Origin of the sequence: Saccharothrix syringae (assembly GCF_009498035.1) — a bacterium.
Lineage (GTDB): Bacteria > Actinomycetota > Actinomycetes > Mycobacteriales > Pseudonocardiaceae > Actinosynnema > Actinosynnema syringae.
The window spans coordinates 910,749-924,360 of the sequence record NZ_CP034550.1 but is presented as its reverse complement, the minus strand read 5'-3'; the positions used below and the strand labels follow the sequence as shown (position 1 = coordinate 924,360).

The 13,612-nt window shown below is 73.8% G+C and carries 15 protein-coding genes; 6 read left to right on the top strand and 9 right to left on the bottom strand.

Annotated features, from left to right (window positions below; all coding sequences use genetic code 11):
- Window positions 1-33: 33 nt before the first annotated feature.
- Window positions 34-1,017, bottom strand: coding sequence for an alpha/beta fold hydrolase (locus EKG83_RS04440; RefSeq protein WP_033430379.1), 984 nt, complete (start codon window positions 1,015-1,017; stop codon window positions 34-36).
- 137 nt (window positions 1,018-1,154) lie between these two features.
- Here EKG83_RS04440 and EKG83_RS04435 point away from each other — a divergent pair, with 137 nt between their 5' ends.
- Window positions 1,155-1,820 carry a TetR/AcrR family transcriptional regulator gene (locus EKG83_RS04435; RefSeq protein WP_033430380.1) on the top strand — a complete coding sequence of 222 codons (666 nt, stop codon included), beginning with the start codon at window positions 1,155-1,157 and terminating at the stop codon, window positions 1,818-1,820.
- A 46-nt stretch (window positions 1,821-1,866) separates the two neighbouring features.
- Here the strand turns inward: EKG83_RS04435 and EKG83_RS04430 are convergent, their stop codons facing one another.
- Entirely contained in the window at window positions 1,867-2,760 is an 894-nt protein-coding gene (locus tag EKG83_RS04430) for an alpha/beta fold hydrolase (RefSeq protein ID WP_033430523.1), read from the bottom strand.
- A gap of 26 nt (window positions 2,761-2,786) precedes the next feature.
- The gene (locus EKG83_RS04425) at window positions 2,787-3,686 is read right to left on the bottom strand and encodes an AurF N-oxygenase family protein (protein ID WP_033430381.1); all 900 of its coding nucleotides are present in this window, start codon (window positions 3,684-3,686) and stop codon (window positions 2,787-2,789) included.
- Between the two features lie 66 nt (window positions 3,687-3,752).
- On the opposite strand from EKG83_RS04425, the gene EKG83_RS04420 reads away from it, so the two are divergent.
- Entirely contained in the window at window positions 3,753-4,487 is a 735-nt protein-coding gene (locus EKG83_RS04420; protein ID WP_084716308.1) for a TetR/AcrR family transcriptional regulator, read from the top strand.
- Window positions 4,487-4,789 carry a DUF4873 domain-containing protein gene (locus EKG83_RS04415; RefSeq protein WP_033430382.1) on the top strand — a complete coding sequence of 101 codons (303 nt, stop codon included), beginning with the start codon at window positions 4,487-4,489 and terminating at the stop codon, window positions 4,787-4,789. Before EKG83_RS04420 ends, EKG83_RS04415 begins: the two co-directional genes overlap by 1 nt.
- Before the next feature lie 102 nt (window positions 4,790-4,891).
- Here the strand turns inward: EKG83_RS04415 and EKG83_RS04410 are convergent, their stop codons facing one another.
- A complete protein-coding gene (locus EKG83_RS04410) occupies window positions 4,892-5,119 on the bottom strand; it encodes a DUF3107 domain-containing protein (protein WP_033430383.1) in 228 nt (75 codons plus the stop codon).
- Between the two features lie 39 nt (window positions 5,120-5,158).
- Complete coding sequence (locus EKG83_RS04405) at window positions 5,159-5,848, bottom strand: ferritin-like fold-containing protein (protein WP_051765475.1); 690 nt, start codon at window positions 5,846-5,848, stop codon at window positions 5,159-5,161.
- Between the two features lie 396 nt (window positions 5,849-6,244).
- Between EKG83_RS04405 and EKG83_RS04400 the strand changes: the two genes are divergently transcribed.
- From EKG83_RS04400 to EKG83_RS04390, 3 genes are all read left to right on the top strand, one after another.
- Entirely contained in the window at window positions 6,245-7,837 is a 1,593-nt protein-coding gene (locus EKG83_RS04400) for a DEAD/DEAH box helicase (RefSeq protein WP_170191819.1), read from the top strand.
- Between the two features lie 220 nt (window positions 7,838-8,057).
- Window positions 8,058-9,368 (top strand): Rv3212 family protein, encoded by a 1,311-nt coding sequence (locus tag EKG83_RS04395; protein ID WP_084716309.1) that lies wholly within the window; start codon window positions 8,058-8,060, stop codon window positions 9,366-9,368.
- A gap of 419 nt (window positions 9,369-9,787) precedes the next feature.
- Entirely contained in the window at window positions 9,788-10,660 is an 873-nt protein-coding gene (locus EKG83_RS04390) for an alpha/beta fold hydrolase (protein WP_033430384.1), read from the top strand.
- A gap of 32 nt (window positions 10,661-10,692) precedes the next feature.
- Here EKG83_RS04390 and EKG83_RS04385 read toward each other — a convergent pair whose 3' ends face one another.
- The 4 genes from EKG83_RS04385 to EKG83_RS04370 all read right to left on the bottom strand — a co-directional run bounded on the left by EKG83_RS04385 (window position 10,693) and on the right by EKG83_RS04370 (window position 13,579).
- A complete protein-coding gene (locus EKG83_RS04385; RefSeq protein WP_051765478.1) occupies window positions 10,693-10,995 on the bottom strand; it encodes a hypothetical protein in 303 nt (100 codons plus the stop codon).
- Between the two features lie 10 nt (window positions 10,996-11,005).
- Complete coding sequence (locus tag EKG83_RS04380; RefSeq protein ID WP_033430385.1) at window positions 11,006-11,845, bottom strand: RecB family exonuclease; 840 nt, start codon at window positions 11,843-11,845, stop codon at window positions 11,006-11,008.
- Between the two features lie 236 nt (window positions 11,846-12,081).
- A complete protein-coding gene (locus tag EKG83_RS04375; protein ID WP_084716310.1) occupies window positions 12,082-12,939 on the bottom strand; it encodes a PHP domain-containing protein in 858 nt (285 codons plus the stop codon).
- 79 nt (window positions 12,940-13,018) lie between these two features.
- A complete protein-coding gene (locus tag EKG83_RS04370) occupies window positions 13,019-13,579 on the bottom strand; it encodes a PH domain-containing protein (protein WP_033430387.1) in 561 nt (186 codons plus the stop codon).
- Window positions 13,580-13,612: the final 33 nt, after the last annotated feature.

Below are 13,612 nucleotides of genomic sequence, written 5' to 3'. Positions count from 1 at the left end.
ACCCCGGTGACCTGCGCGCTGAACCGATCCACCTCACCACTCGTCCCGGTCGGCCGCCTCCCACATGCCCAGCACGGCGCGGGCCACGGAGACCGGGCGCTCCATCTGCGCCACGTGCCCGGTGCGCGGCAGCACCAGCAGCCGGCCGCGCGGCAGCAGCCGGGCGACCCGGGGCGCCTTGCGCACGCTGACCAGCCGGTCGTGCGTGCCCCAGACCACCAGGGTGGGCGCGGTGACCTTCGGCGGCAGCAGCCACAGCGACTTCGACCGGGGCACCAGCCAGGTGCGGATCAGCTCGATCGTGCTGCGGTTGAGCGCGTTGCCCGCCCACGCCTGCGCGGACCGCTCGGCGTACTCCTCGCGGCTCTGCCGGATGCGGTTGTCCGGCACCTGGTCGGGGTCGGCGAAGCACAGGCGCAGCATCTGCCGGGTGCGCTCCTCGGCCGTCACCGAGGCCAGCTGCTCGCGCACCCTGGCGCCGACGACCGGCAGGAACGCCAGCGGCATCCGGGGGTCGGACACCCGGCGCAGGCTCAGCCGCAGGTCGGGCACGGCGGGCGAGACGAGGGTGAGGGTGCGGACCAGGTCCGGCCGGGACGCGGCGGCCATGAGGGTGATCGCGCCGCCCATGGAGTTGCCCAGCAGGTCGACCGGCCCGGTGCCCAGCGACTCGATGTAGCGGGTGACGACCTCGGCGTGGGTGAGCATGCGGAAGTCGTAGCCGTGGATCGGCTCGGAGCGGCCGAAGCCGGGCAGGTCGAGGGCGTGCCCCTCGGCGTACCCCGAGAGCTGCGCCGCCAGGTCCGTCCAGTTCGTGGCCGACCCGCCCAGGCCGTGCACGTAGACGGCCGTCCGGGTGCCCTCGCCGGGGGTGCGCCGGACGTGCACGCGGTGCCCGGCGACCTCGACGTAGTCACCGGGCCACGGCCCGGTCGTTGTGTCCAGGGGAGGTAGCGGCTTGGCGGACAGCGGCACGTGCGTGATGGCGGTTCGCACCGCCTCCGGGGTCTCGGTCACCACCTCAGGATGCCTGCTCAGGGGCCTGGTGAAACGGCGAGCTTCCCCGCCACGCCGCTACCAGCGAGTAAGGTTGCCGACGAACCGGCGGGGCAACCCCCACTCGGTTCCGCGATGATCGGTTGGCTGGAGGCACCATGACGGAGACGGCCCAGACTGCGGTCGGGCACCACGGCGGCGCCGCCGCGGGGCGGGGCGTTCGGCTCCCGCGCACGGCCCGGCGCGCCCAGTTGCTGGCCGCGGCGCAGGACGTGTTCGTGACCAACGGCTACCACGCCGCCGCGATGGACGAGATCGCCGAGCGCGCCGGTGTCAGCAAGCCCGTCCTCTACCAGCACTTCCCGGGCAAGCTGGAGCTGTACATGGCCCTGCTGGAGTCCCACGTGGACGAGCTGGTGGGCCGGGTGCGCCACGCGCTGGAGTCCACCACGGACAACAAGCAGCGGGTGAAGGCCACGGTCGGCGCGTTCTACGACTTCGTGGACAACGAGGGCCAGGCGTTCCGCATGGTGTTCGAGTCCGACCTGCGCGGCGAGCCGGCGGTGGCCAAGGCGGTGGAGCGCGCGACGACGGACAGCGTGGACGCCATCACCGAGACCATCACCGCCGACACCGGCCTGGACGAGCACCGGGCGCGGCTGCTGGCCGTGGGCCTGGTGGGGCTCAGCCAGGTGACGGCGCGGGCGTGGCTGGCCGACGACCGGCAGGTGCCCAAGGAGGACGCGGTCTCGCTGATCTCCACCCTGGCGTGGAAGGGCATCGGCGGCGGCTTCCCGCTCCAGCACCCGGACGCCCAGCTCTGAGCGGCGGGGTGGGGCCGCCGGTCGTCCGGCGGCCCCATCCCCGGGGTCACCGCAGCAGCGCGGTGATGTGCGCGGTGACGTCCTCGGCCCGCTCCAGGGGCAGCATGTGGCCCGCGCCGGGGTACACCACCAGTTCGGCGTGCGGCAGCTCGTCGGCGAGGACGCGCGCGTGCCGCAGGGGCGTGAGGCGGTCCGCCGCGCCCGCGAGCACCACGACGGGCACCCCGGCCAGCCCGGCCAGGGCCTCGCGCCGGTCGTGCTCGTCGAGCGAGTCGCGGAAGGCGACCATGCTCACCGGGTGGCAGCGCCCGACCATGGCCGCGGTCAGCGCGACGTGCCGCCGCGAGGCGCCGGTGCCGAACAGCATCCAGCGCAGCCCGGGGCGCAGCGGCCCGGTGCCGGTGAGCAGCTGCGGCCTGCGCAGGCGGGCGATGCGCCGGTTGAGGGCCTTCTCCCCCGCCATGAACAGCCGCCCGAGCGCGCCGGGCAGGCCCAGCGTGGTGCCGGCCAGCTCGCCGCACGAGGTGGCGACCAGCACCACGCCGGCCACCCGGTCGAACAGGTCCGGGTGCTGCTCGGCGAGCGCCATGACCGTCATGCCGCCCATGGAGTGCCCGACCAGCACGACCCGCCCGGTGGGCACCCGGTCGGCGATCAGCTCGGCCAGGTCGTCCGCGCACCGCGCGATGGTGGCCGTGCCGACGGGGGCGGGCGCCGACCGGCCGTGGCCGCGCAGGTCGTGGCGCAGCACGCGGCCGGGCAGGCCGGCCGCCACCTCGTCCCACGAGGTGTGGTCGAGGGTCCAGCCGTGCAGCAGCACGGTGGTGACCCCCGCGTCGCGGGGGCCGGTGTCCACGACGTGCAGCGCGATGCCGTCCGACGTGGTGAACCGGGTCGTGGTCGGCTCTGCGGTCGGTTCTGCGGTCGGCTCTGCGGTCATCCGATCGGTGTTCATCCGGACGGGGTTCACCCGATCAGGAACGAGCGGCGCCACGCCCGCGTCCCCGGCGCGCCGACGAGGCCGACCTCGTCCAGGAACTTCATGATCCGCTCGCCCGCCCAGCGGATGCTCCCCTGCCAGTTCGGGTTGGCCAGCGCGGCCTTGTGCGCCTCGTCCCGGTCCAGGCCGACGGCGGCGTAGACGTCGGGGTTGATCAGCGACCGGGTGATGAACATGGACGTGGTCGCGAGCAGCCACCGCTGGTAGGGCAGCTCCTTCCTGGTCATCCTCTCCATGCCGCGCACGACCTCCTCGCGCGCGAAGCGCACGTGGCGGGCCTCCTCCAGCACGTGGATGCGGTTGACCATGCGCACCAGCGGCTGCACGCCCTCGTCGGCCATGGTCTCGCGCTGGAGCCGGTCCAGGACCTCCTCGGCGACCAGGATCGAGCCGTAGAGGGCGGGGCCGTAGCCGATCACCGGGAGCAGCTTGCCGAGCTGGTGGACGTACCGGCGCGGGCCGTAGGGCGGGCAGCCGATGCGCTCGACCATGCGCGCGAACATCGTGGAGTGCCGGCACTCGTCGGCGACCTCGGTCAGCGCGTACTGCGCGTGCTTGGTCGTCGGGTCCGAGCGGTAGACCTCCTTGAGCAGCATCTGCATCAGCAGGATCTCGAACCACAGGCCGACGCTGGCGATGCTGGCGACCTCGTGCCGGGACAGGTCGACGCGCTGCTCGGGCGTCATGCGCTCCCACAGCTCGGTGCCGTAGAGCGAGCAGCGGTGCTCCGGGGTGTAGCGCAGGCCCTCGACCAGCGGGGCGGACCAGTCGATGTCGACCTCGGGGTCGTAGAACTTGTCCGCCGAGGAGTTGAGCAGCCGGTCGGCGGTCTTCTCGCGGTCCGTGACCTTCAAGGTCCTCGTCATCGGGTCCCTCCCCGGATCGGGTAAGTGTTACTTGAGGTAACGGTTACTTCTGGTAGCGTGCGTCACATGGCTCGAACTGTCAAGGGCGGGACGGACGCGCGGCGCGAGCGGTGGAAGGGCCACCGCGAGGCCAGGCGCGCCGAGTTCGTCGAGGCGACCATCCGCGCCGTCGCCAAGCACGGCCCGGACGTGGGCATGGACGAGATCGCCGCCGAGGCGGGCGTGAGCAAGCCGGTGCTCTACCGGCACTTCGCCGACAAGTCCGACCTGTACCTGGCGGTCGGGCAGCGCGGCACCGAGATGCTGATGGACCGCCTCGGCCCGGCCATCGGCCAGGAGGGCCCCATCCGGGTGCGGATCCGGCACATCGTGGACGCCTACCTGTCCGTGATCGAGGAGCACCCCAACCTGTACCGGTTCGTGGTGCGCGCCTCGTTCGCCGACCGGCCGGTCGAGCAGGACGTGGTCACCGAGGACAAGACCATGATCGCCAACGCCCTGGCGCGGCTGCTCGGCGACTACCTGCGCGCGTTCGGCATGGACTCCGGCGGCGCCGAGCCGTGGGCGCACGCGCTGGTCGGCATGGTGCAGAACGCGGGCGACTGGTGGCTGGACCGCCAGTCGATGACGCGGGCGAGCCTGAGCGACTACCTGACCACCATCATCTGGCACGCCATTGACGGCCTGCTGCGCGCGGCGGGCGTCGAGCTCGACCCCGACGCCCCGCTGACCGCCGACTTCGGTGGCGGGGAGGTCCCGGGCGAGCCCCGGTTGCGACTCGTGAACGTCGAGGAGGCGTGATGTCGGAAGAGCACGGGCACGACGAGGACGGCTACACCGGCGAGGCCGTCCTGGTGTTCGACGAGCGGGAGGTGCCGGTCAGCGTCGAGCTGCGCGGCTACTTCCAGCCCATCGACGGCCGCTACCACTGGTACGGCCGGGTGGCGGCGAACGAGCAGGTCAGCGAGCTGGTGGAGGGCGGTGCGCGGACCGCGCTGCTGCGCACGCCCGACGGGTCGGCGACCGGGTCGCTGACCGATCCCGACCCCTGGCGGCGCTACCGCGTCGGGGGGATCTCCACCCCGCCCTTCCGGGTCGGCTGATCCCGGGGGTCGTCCGACACCGGGTCGACAAACGCGGAAGGGCACCCGATCGGGTGCCCTTCTCGTCGTCTGCGCCGCGCCCCGCGGCCGCGGCCCGCGACCTCAGCTCGCGACGAAGCCGACCCGGCGCGCGTCGCTCGGGCCGATCTCCACGTAGGCGATCCGCGCCGCGGGGACCACGAAGCGGGCGCCCTTCTGGTCGACCAGCACGAGCTGCCCGGAGCCCGCCTTCAGCGCGTCCGCGACCTGCGCCTCGACCTCATCGGGGGTGAGCCCGCTGGACACCACGAGCTCCCGCGGGCTGTCCGCGATGCCGACCCTGACCTCCACGCTGACCTCCGTGCGCGTTGATGGCTTCCGAACCCAACCCTAGCCGAGGCCGAGCGCCGTCATGCGGCGCGTGTGGCTCTGCTGGAGGCGGCGGAACAGCGTGGCGATGCCCGCCAGGTCCCCCGACCCGCGGATGATCAGCTCGGCGAGCCCGTCCCGCTCCGCCACCACGTACTGGGCCTGCGTCAACGCCTCGCCCAGCAGCCGGCGGCCCCACAGGGTGAGCCGGTCGCGCAGCTTCGGGTCCGCCTCGCAGGCCGCCCGGACTTCGCGCTCGGCGAACGCCGAGTGGCCCGTGTCGGCCAGCACGGCGAGCACCAGCTCCTTGGTCGGCTCGTCGAGCCACTCGGCGACCTCGCGGTAGAAGTCCGCCGCCAGGCCGTCGCCCACGTATGCCTTGACCAGGGACTCCAGCCACGACCGGGGCGCGGTGGAGGCGTGGAAGGCGTCGAAGCCGGCCGCGAACGGCCGCATCGCCTCCTCCACCGAGTGACCCCGCTCCGCCAGGTAGCCCTCCAGCAGCGCGTAGTGACCGATCTCGGCCGCCGCCATCCGCGCCAGCGCGGCGCGCCCCGCCAGGGTGGGCGCGGTGCGGGCGTCCTCCGCCATCCGGTCGAACGCCGACAGCTCGCCGTACGCGAGCGCGCCCAGCAGGTCCACGATCCCCTCGGCCACCTCGGCCTCGGCCACCGCGCCCACGACCACCCGGTCCGCCTCCGCTTCGCTCATGCCGGGGAGCCTAGTCGGGCACGCCGCACCCGCGACGTGGTCGTTCCACCCCGATCGTCCTGGTCGCCGGGTATTGTTGTGCTCCGACGCCCGGCGCGGCGCGGCCCATCGGGGGCCCGCAGCGGCACCGACGGCTGAACTGCGGCGGCACCGTGCCGCCAGGAGAGGGTGCGCGCACACACCTCGCCGGCCCCTCCCGCGCGCCGCCCGGCCCCAGGCCGAGAGGCGGTGGACGCGGTCGAGCGGCCCGTACAGGCCGTGCGCGCTGGTACGAGAGAGGCGATCACCCTGACCGCGAAGAACGAAGACACCCCACTGGACCCGGTCACCCTGGAGCACAGCGAGGCGGGGGTGCCCGAGGACGACACCTCCCACCCCCTGGTGGCCAACGCGCCCGTGCGCACCGACTCGCCGACGTTCACCGAGATGGGCGTGCGCGAGGAGATCGTGCGCGCGCTGGGCGAGGCCGGCATCGAACGCGCGTTCGCCATCCAGGAGCTGACCCTGCCGCTGGCCCTGGCCGGCGAGGACGTCATCGGCCAGGCCCGCACGGGCACCGGCAAGACCCTCGGCTTCGGCATCCCCCTGCTCCAGCGCATCACCGTGCCGGGTGACGGCACGCCGCAGGCGCTGGTCGTGGTGCCGACCCGCGAGCTGTGCCTCCAGGTGACCCACGACCTGACCGACGCGGCCAAGCACCTCGGCGTGCGCGTGCTGGCCATCTACGGCGGCCGGCCGTACGAGCCGCAGATCGCGGCGCTGCGCAAGGGCGTCGACGTGGTCGTCGGCACCCCCGGCCGGCTGCTGGACCTCGCCGAGCAGCGGCACCTGGTGCTCGGCAAGGTGCGCGGGCTCGTGCTCGACGAGGCCGACGAGATGCTGGACCTGGGCTTCCTGCCCGACATCGAGCGGATCCTGCGCATGGTGCCCGACGAGCGGCAGACCATGCTGTTCTCGGCGACCATGCCGGGGCCGATCATCACGCTCGCCCGGACGTTCCTCAACCAGCCCACGCACGTGCGGGCCGAGGAGAACGACGCGGGCGCCATCCACGAGCGCACCGAGCAGTTCGTCTACCGGGCGCACGCGCTGGACAAGACCGAGCTGCTGGCCCGGGCGCTCCAGGCCCGCGACCGCGGCCTGTCGATGATCTTCACGCGCACCAAGCGCACCGCGCAGAAGGTCGCCGACGAGCTGGTCGAGCGCGGCTTCGCCGCCGCCGCCGTGCACGGCGACCTGGGGCAGGGCGCGCGCGAGCAGGCGCTGCGGGCGTTCCGGTCCGGCAAGATCGACGTGCTGGTGGCCACCGACGTGGCGGCGCGGGGCATCGACGTGGAGGGCGTCACCCACGTCATCAACTACCAGTGCCCGGAGGACGAGAAGACCTACGTGCACCGCATCGGCCGGACCGGTCGGGCGGGGCGCACGGGTGTCGCGGTCACGCTGGTGGACTGGGACGAAGAGGCCCGGTGGAAGCTGATCAGCGACACGCTGGGGCTGGGCATCCCGGAGGCGGTGGAGACGTACTCGACGTCGGACCACCTGTTCACGGACCTGGACATCCCGGCCGGGTCCACGGGCCGGCTGCCGCTCGGGCTGCGCACGCGGGCCGGGCTGGACGCCGAGCCCGAGGAGAACCTGAAGACCGGGAAGAAGTCGACGCGCAAGCGGCGGCGCGGGCGCGGGGCCGGTGACGCCCCGGCCGAGGGCGGTGGGTCCTCCTCGGCCTCCTCGTCTTCGTCCTCACCCTCGTCCTCGTCCTCGTCGGAGGAGGGCGGGACCACGCGCCCGCGCCGCCGCCGTCGCAGCCGCGGTGGCGTGGCCCAGGACGAGGCGGGGCAGGAGGTCGCGTCGGGCGAGGTCCACGCGGAGGTCGCCGCGGACCCGGGCGGGTCCGCTTCCGCCGAGGGTGGGCCCGCGCGCCCGCGCCGCAGGCGCCGTCGCCGCACCGGCGGTGGCGAGGCGGCGGAGTCCTCGTCGGCGGAGTAGGCTCCACGCGGACTCGCCCGGCGGTTTTCGCTGGTGAAACGGCCCATGGTCACTCTTTCAGGTGATCATGGGCCGATTATGTACGGAAACGGCGTTACCGATACTCGGTTAGGGAGGAAGGAGCGCCGAGACCACCACGGGTGCGCGGTTCACACCGACCTCTTCCCCGTGATGGGAGCATGTTCGCCAGAAAGATCGCCGACCAGCGGGGAGCCGGGCAGTGGGTCAGCCGGAGCAGCCGGAGTCGAACGGGCAGGTCGTCCTGGCGGAGGACGTCCTGGAGGAACCCGCCGACCTCCGCGACGAACCCGAACCCGCACCCGCCCGCTCGTGGCGCCGCCGGGGCGACTTCATCGGCGTCGCGCTGGTGGTGGTCGTGCTGCTGGTCGCCTCGCTGGTGCTGTGGCTGACCAGCGACATCCGCAACACCACCAGCCAGCTCGGCCCGTCGCAGGTCAACCCCCTGCAACCGGTGACCGCCCTGCCGCCCACGCTCGCCGAGGTGTGGCGCGCCCCCAGCGGCGCGACCCCGGTGCCGGTGAACCTGGACTCGGTGGTCGTGACCGGCGACGGCGGCGAGGTCGTCGGCCGCGACGCGCTGACCGGCGACGTGCGCTGGCGCTACAGCCGCGACTGGCCGCTGTGCACGGTGTCGACGGCGTGGGGCCGGGTGTTCGCGGTGCACCGCAAGGACACCAACTGCTCGGAGGTCACCACCCTCGACACCGCGTCGGGCAAGCGCGGCCCCCAGCGCAACGGTGACGCCGAGCTGGGCACCCGCCTGCTCAACGAGGGCTCGCACGTGCTCGCCACCGGCGGGAAGTTCTTCGAGGTCTACCGCCGCGACGACCTGGTGCGCTCGCTGGAGTACGGCACGCTGCGCGCGATCGTGAACCCCGGCAAGCAGCCGCGCCCGGGGTGCGACTACGGCTCGTTCGCCGTGGCGGCGGGCAAGGTCGCGGTGCTGGAGCGCTGCTACGCCCAGGACGCGGGCGACCGGGTCACGATCCTCAAGCCCAACCCCGAGAAGTGGGACGAACCGCAGGTCATCAGCACCGCGGTGCTCGCCGAGAAGGGGGCGCGGGTGGTCGCGGTGACCACCACGCGGGTGGCCCTGGCCCTGCCGGGCAAGCTGGTGGTCTTCGACGCCGACACCGGTGCCCTGGTCGCCGAGTACCCCGTTGAGGTGACGGCCGGGGAACTGGCCGGTGATCCACCCGGTCGTGTGGCGTCGATCTTCACCAGCACGGCGAACACGTACTGGTTCACCGGGTCGCGCACGATCGCGCTGTCGCCGACCGACCTGAACCCGCTGTGGACGGTGCCCGGCACCCTCGGCGCCGGTACCACGCTGGCCGGCCACCTGCTGTTGCCGGTGAAGGACGGGTTGAAGGTGTTCGACCAGGTCAGCGGGCAGGAGGTGGCGTCGTTGCCGATCGACCGGGAGGGGTACGACGGGCCCGTGGAGATGGCCACCGAGGGGCCGGTGGTGCTGGAGCAGCGCGGCGGGACGCTGGTCGCGCTGCGGTAGGCCCGGACGACTACGGCAGGGCCTGGCGACCGCCGCAGGTCCGGGCGACCGCGGCAGGTCCAGGCGACCGCGGCAGGCCCCGGGCGACCACGGCAGGCCCCGGGCGACCACGGCAGGCCCCGGGCGACCGCGGATGGGCGGCGGGCGGTGAATCGCGAGCGGGCGGCCCGCAAGCCGTGACGAGCTGTGGCAAGCGGTGGGCTGTGACGCGGGCAAGTGGTCGGGCCGCGCGCGGGCAGCCGGATTGCGGGCGGTGCGGCTCACAGGTGGGTGCCGTCACGGGCAATTCTAGGCAATTCCGGGCAATTCATGACATTTCGGGCTTTTCGGGCCTCCCTGAACGCCCCCGCGCGCGACCATCCCGCCCCACCGGGAAGACCGTCACGCGCCCGCGCCCCGCGTGAGGCAAACTGCCAAACGTGCACTCGCAGTTCAGCCCGCACCGCGCGGCACGCGTGGACCTGCCCGGCCGCTACGGCCCGATCGCCGCCCTGCGCTCGCCCGCCGCCGGGCGCGACCTCGGCGCCACGGCCCTGCTGGTGCCCGGCTACACCGGCTCCAAGGAGGACTTCGCCCCCTTGCTCGACCCGATCGCCGACGCGGGCGTCGAGGTCGTCGCGATCGACCTGCCGGGCCAGTACGAGTCACCCGGCCCGGTCACCGAGGCGGAGTACCGGCCCGCCGCGCTGGGCGCGGTGCTCGCCGAGCTGGTGGCGAAGCTCGCGGCGGAGGGCAGGCGGGTGCTGCTGCTCGGTCACTCGTACGGGGGGCTGGTCGCCCGGGGCGCCGTGCTCGCCGGCGCGCCCGTCTCCGGGCTCACGCTGCTCTCCTCCGGCCCGTCCGAGCTGCCGCCGGGGGCGCGGCGCACCGCCCTGGACTACGGCGAGCTGGTGCTGCGCGAACAGGGCGTGGAGGCGTCGCAGCAGGTCAACGAGGCCCGGCAGGCGTTGACGCCGCGGTGGCGGATGATCCCGCAGGAGCTGAAGGACTTCTACCGGGAGCGGTTCGTCCGGTCCTCCCCCGCGGGCCTGCTGGGCATGGGCGAGGCGCTGCGCACCGAGCCGGACCTGGTGGCGAAGCTGGCCCGCGCCGCGCGGTCGGCACGCGTCCCGTGCCTGGTGGTGTGCGGCGAGCTGGACGACGCCTGGTCGGCGGCCGCCCAGCGGGACATGGCGGAGCGGCTCGACGCGGACTTCGCCGTGCTGCCCGGGGTGATGCACTCGCCGAACACCGAGGCGCCGGACGCCCTGCTGGGCACGCTGCTGCCGACCTGGCGCGCCTGGCTGAGCTGAAGCCGGCGCTCAGGCCGCCCGGAGCAACCCGCTCAGGCCCACCAGAACAACCACAGGGTCAGCGCGGTGAGCACCACCACGGCCAGGCCGCACACCGCCACGACCCAGCCCTTGCGCCGGTCGGCCACGAGCTGCGCCGCCACCGCCGCGACGGCCGCCGCGGCGTGGCCGCCGACCACGTCGAGGCCCGGGCCGGGCAGGTCGCGGGTGCCCGCGTAGACCTGCACGCCGATCATGCCCAGCGCGAGCAGCACCAGCCCGACGGCGAGCGCACCGCTGACCCCGCGCCACGCCCTGGCCACGCGCGGTTCCGGTTTGGTGTCGACCATCGTCACGCGGCCAACTCTACGGCGCGAGCAAGGCCCACGGTTCGAGCGCCTGCGACGCCTGCTGCCCCTCGGGGCAGGAGCGGCGGAAGTCGCACCAGGAGCACCGGTTGCCGGTGCGCGGCGGGAACAGCACGTCCGGGTCGCCGCCCGCGGCGAGGGTGTCGGAGGCCAGCCTCAGCTCCTCGGCGGCCTCCTCGGCCCGCGACACGTGCCGGCCCAGGCTCTCCTCGGTGTGCTCCCACACGGCGACCGAGCGGGTGGGCAGGTGGTGCAGCTCAACCCGGTGGCACGGCCTGCGCAGCGTGCGCCGGGCGGCCAGCGCGTACAGGGCGAGCGCCTGGGACCCGCGCGCGTCGTCCACGGTGAGCGCGTGCCGCCCGGTCTTGTAGTCCACGACCACCAGTTCGCCGTCGCGCAGGTCGATGCGGTCGACCCGGCCCTCGGCGACGATCCTGGACGTGGGGGTGGACACCCAGCGCTCGACGCCGACCGGGTCGACCGAGGTGTCGACGCCCTCGACGTAGTCGCGCACCCAGCCGACCGCGCGCTCCCGGTAGGTGGCGGCCTGCTCGGCGTCGCGGAAGCCGTCGTCCTTCCACTGCCGGTGCAGCAGGGCGACGGCCTGGTCGGGCGTGCGCCGGTCGGCGGGCAGGTCGAACAGCGCCTTGAGGGCGTTGTGCACCACGGCGCCGAGGGTGCTGTGCGCCCACGCGCCGCCGCGCGGCGGTGTCGGGCGGTCCAGGTAGGCCATGCGGAAGCGGCGCGGGCAGTCGGCCCACGTCGCCAGCTTCGCCGGCGTCACCCGCACCAGCTTCCTCGGCTCGGCGCCGAAGTCGAACCCCAACTGCTCCTGCACCCGCCCAAGCTACCGAGGACCACCGACAGCGCGGCGGCCGCACCGGGCCGGCGGCGCGTGGGAGTCGCCGGCCCTCACGCCGGGCGGCACCGAGGCGGCGGCACCCGCCGACCGCAGAAGACCGCGGGCCGCCGACCACAGACCGCCGACGCCACTCGGCACCGGCGCGTCACCCGACACCGGCCTCACCCCGGCGGCAGCGTCACCGGGGCACCGGCCTCACCGCACGACCGGCCTCACCCCACGAGGACCTTGCACCCCGTCGCCCGGTCGGCCAGCGCGTCGAGCACGTCCGGCGGGGTGGTCTCCTCGCCGAGCCGCACCGTCTTGTTGGTGCCGTGGTAGTCGCTGGACCCGGTGGTCAGCAGCCCCAGCTCGCCGGCCAGGCCGCGCAGCCGCGCCCGCGTGCCCGGGTCGTGGTCGGGGTGGTCGACCTCGACGCCGGCGAGGCCGAGGTCGGCGAGGTCGGCCACGACCTGCTCGGTCACGATGGGCCCGCGCGAGGAGGCGAACGGGTGCGCGAGCACGGTCACCCCGCCCGCGTCGGTGATCATCCGGATGGCCCGCTCGACGGGCGTGTCGGTGCGCGGCACCAGGTACCGCCCACCGGTCAGGTACTTGGCGAACGCCTCGTCCACGGTGCGCACCACCCCGGCCCGGATCAGCGCCATGGCCAGGTGGGGACGACCCGCGGGCGCGTCGGCGGGCATCGCGGCCATCAGCTCGTCCGTGTCGATGGGGAACCCGTCGGCGACCATGCGGTCGGCCATCCGGCGCAGCCGCTGCCGCCGCTCCAGCCGCAGCCTGAGCTGCTCCTCCACCAGGGCGGGCGAGGTGTGGTCGTACAGGTAGGCCAGCAGGTGCACGGTGATCGTGCGGCCCCGGCCGTCGTCGGAGGCGCAGGACAGCTCGGCGCCCCGGACCAGCTTCAGGCCGGGTGGCAGCGCGTTGGCCGCCTCGTCCCAGCCGGCGGCGGTGTCGTGGTCGGTCAGCGCGACCCCGCCCAGGCCGGCCGCGGCGGCGGCCGCCACGAGCGCCGCGGGGGTGTCGGTGCCGTCGGACTCGGTCGAGTGGACGTGCAGGTCGATTCGCACCCACCCAGTCTGACCCACGGCACCGGGCGGCCCGCCCCGCGGCACCGCCCACGACCCCGGGACCGCCTCGCGGCGGGGCCTACGGCACCATCTTCTTGCCGCGCGCCGCCCGCTGCGCCTTGATCATCGAGAAGCGCTCCGCCTGCGCCTTCTTGTCGCCGAAGGTCAGCTCGGAGATCGCGTCGTAGACCTCCTCGGGGTTGGGCAGGTACTCGATCCGGTTGAGGGCCTGGATCTGACCCGCCGACTCCACGACCAGGGTGCCGAAGCCGAACATGCGCCCGAGGAACGTGCGCTCGTAGGTGAGGTCGGTCACCTTGCTGATCGGCATCATGGCGACCTTGGTCTCGAAGACCCCCGAGGAGATCATGAACCGCTTGTCGGTCACGACGATCCGCTCCACCCACCACTCCATGACGAAGTAGGCCAGCCTGAGCAGCACGAACAGGGACGCGTACCAGAGGATGTTCTGGACGATGCCCGCGTTCTCCGGCAGCAGGTAGGAGATCATCATGGCGCCGGCGAGCAGCGCCGCGGCCTCCAGGAGATCCCAGAGCAGACTGCTCCAGTGCCTGCGCACCCGGATGACCCGCCGCTCCGTGGGCAGCAGGTACTCGTCGGGGTCCCTCGGTGCGAACATGCCTACGACCTCTCGCCGTCAGGTGGGAGGAGC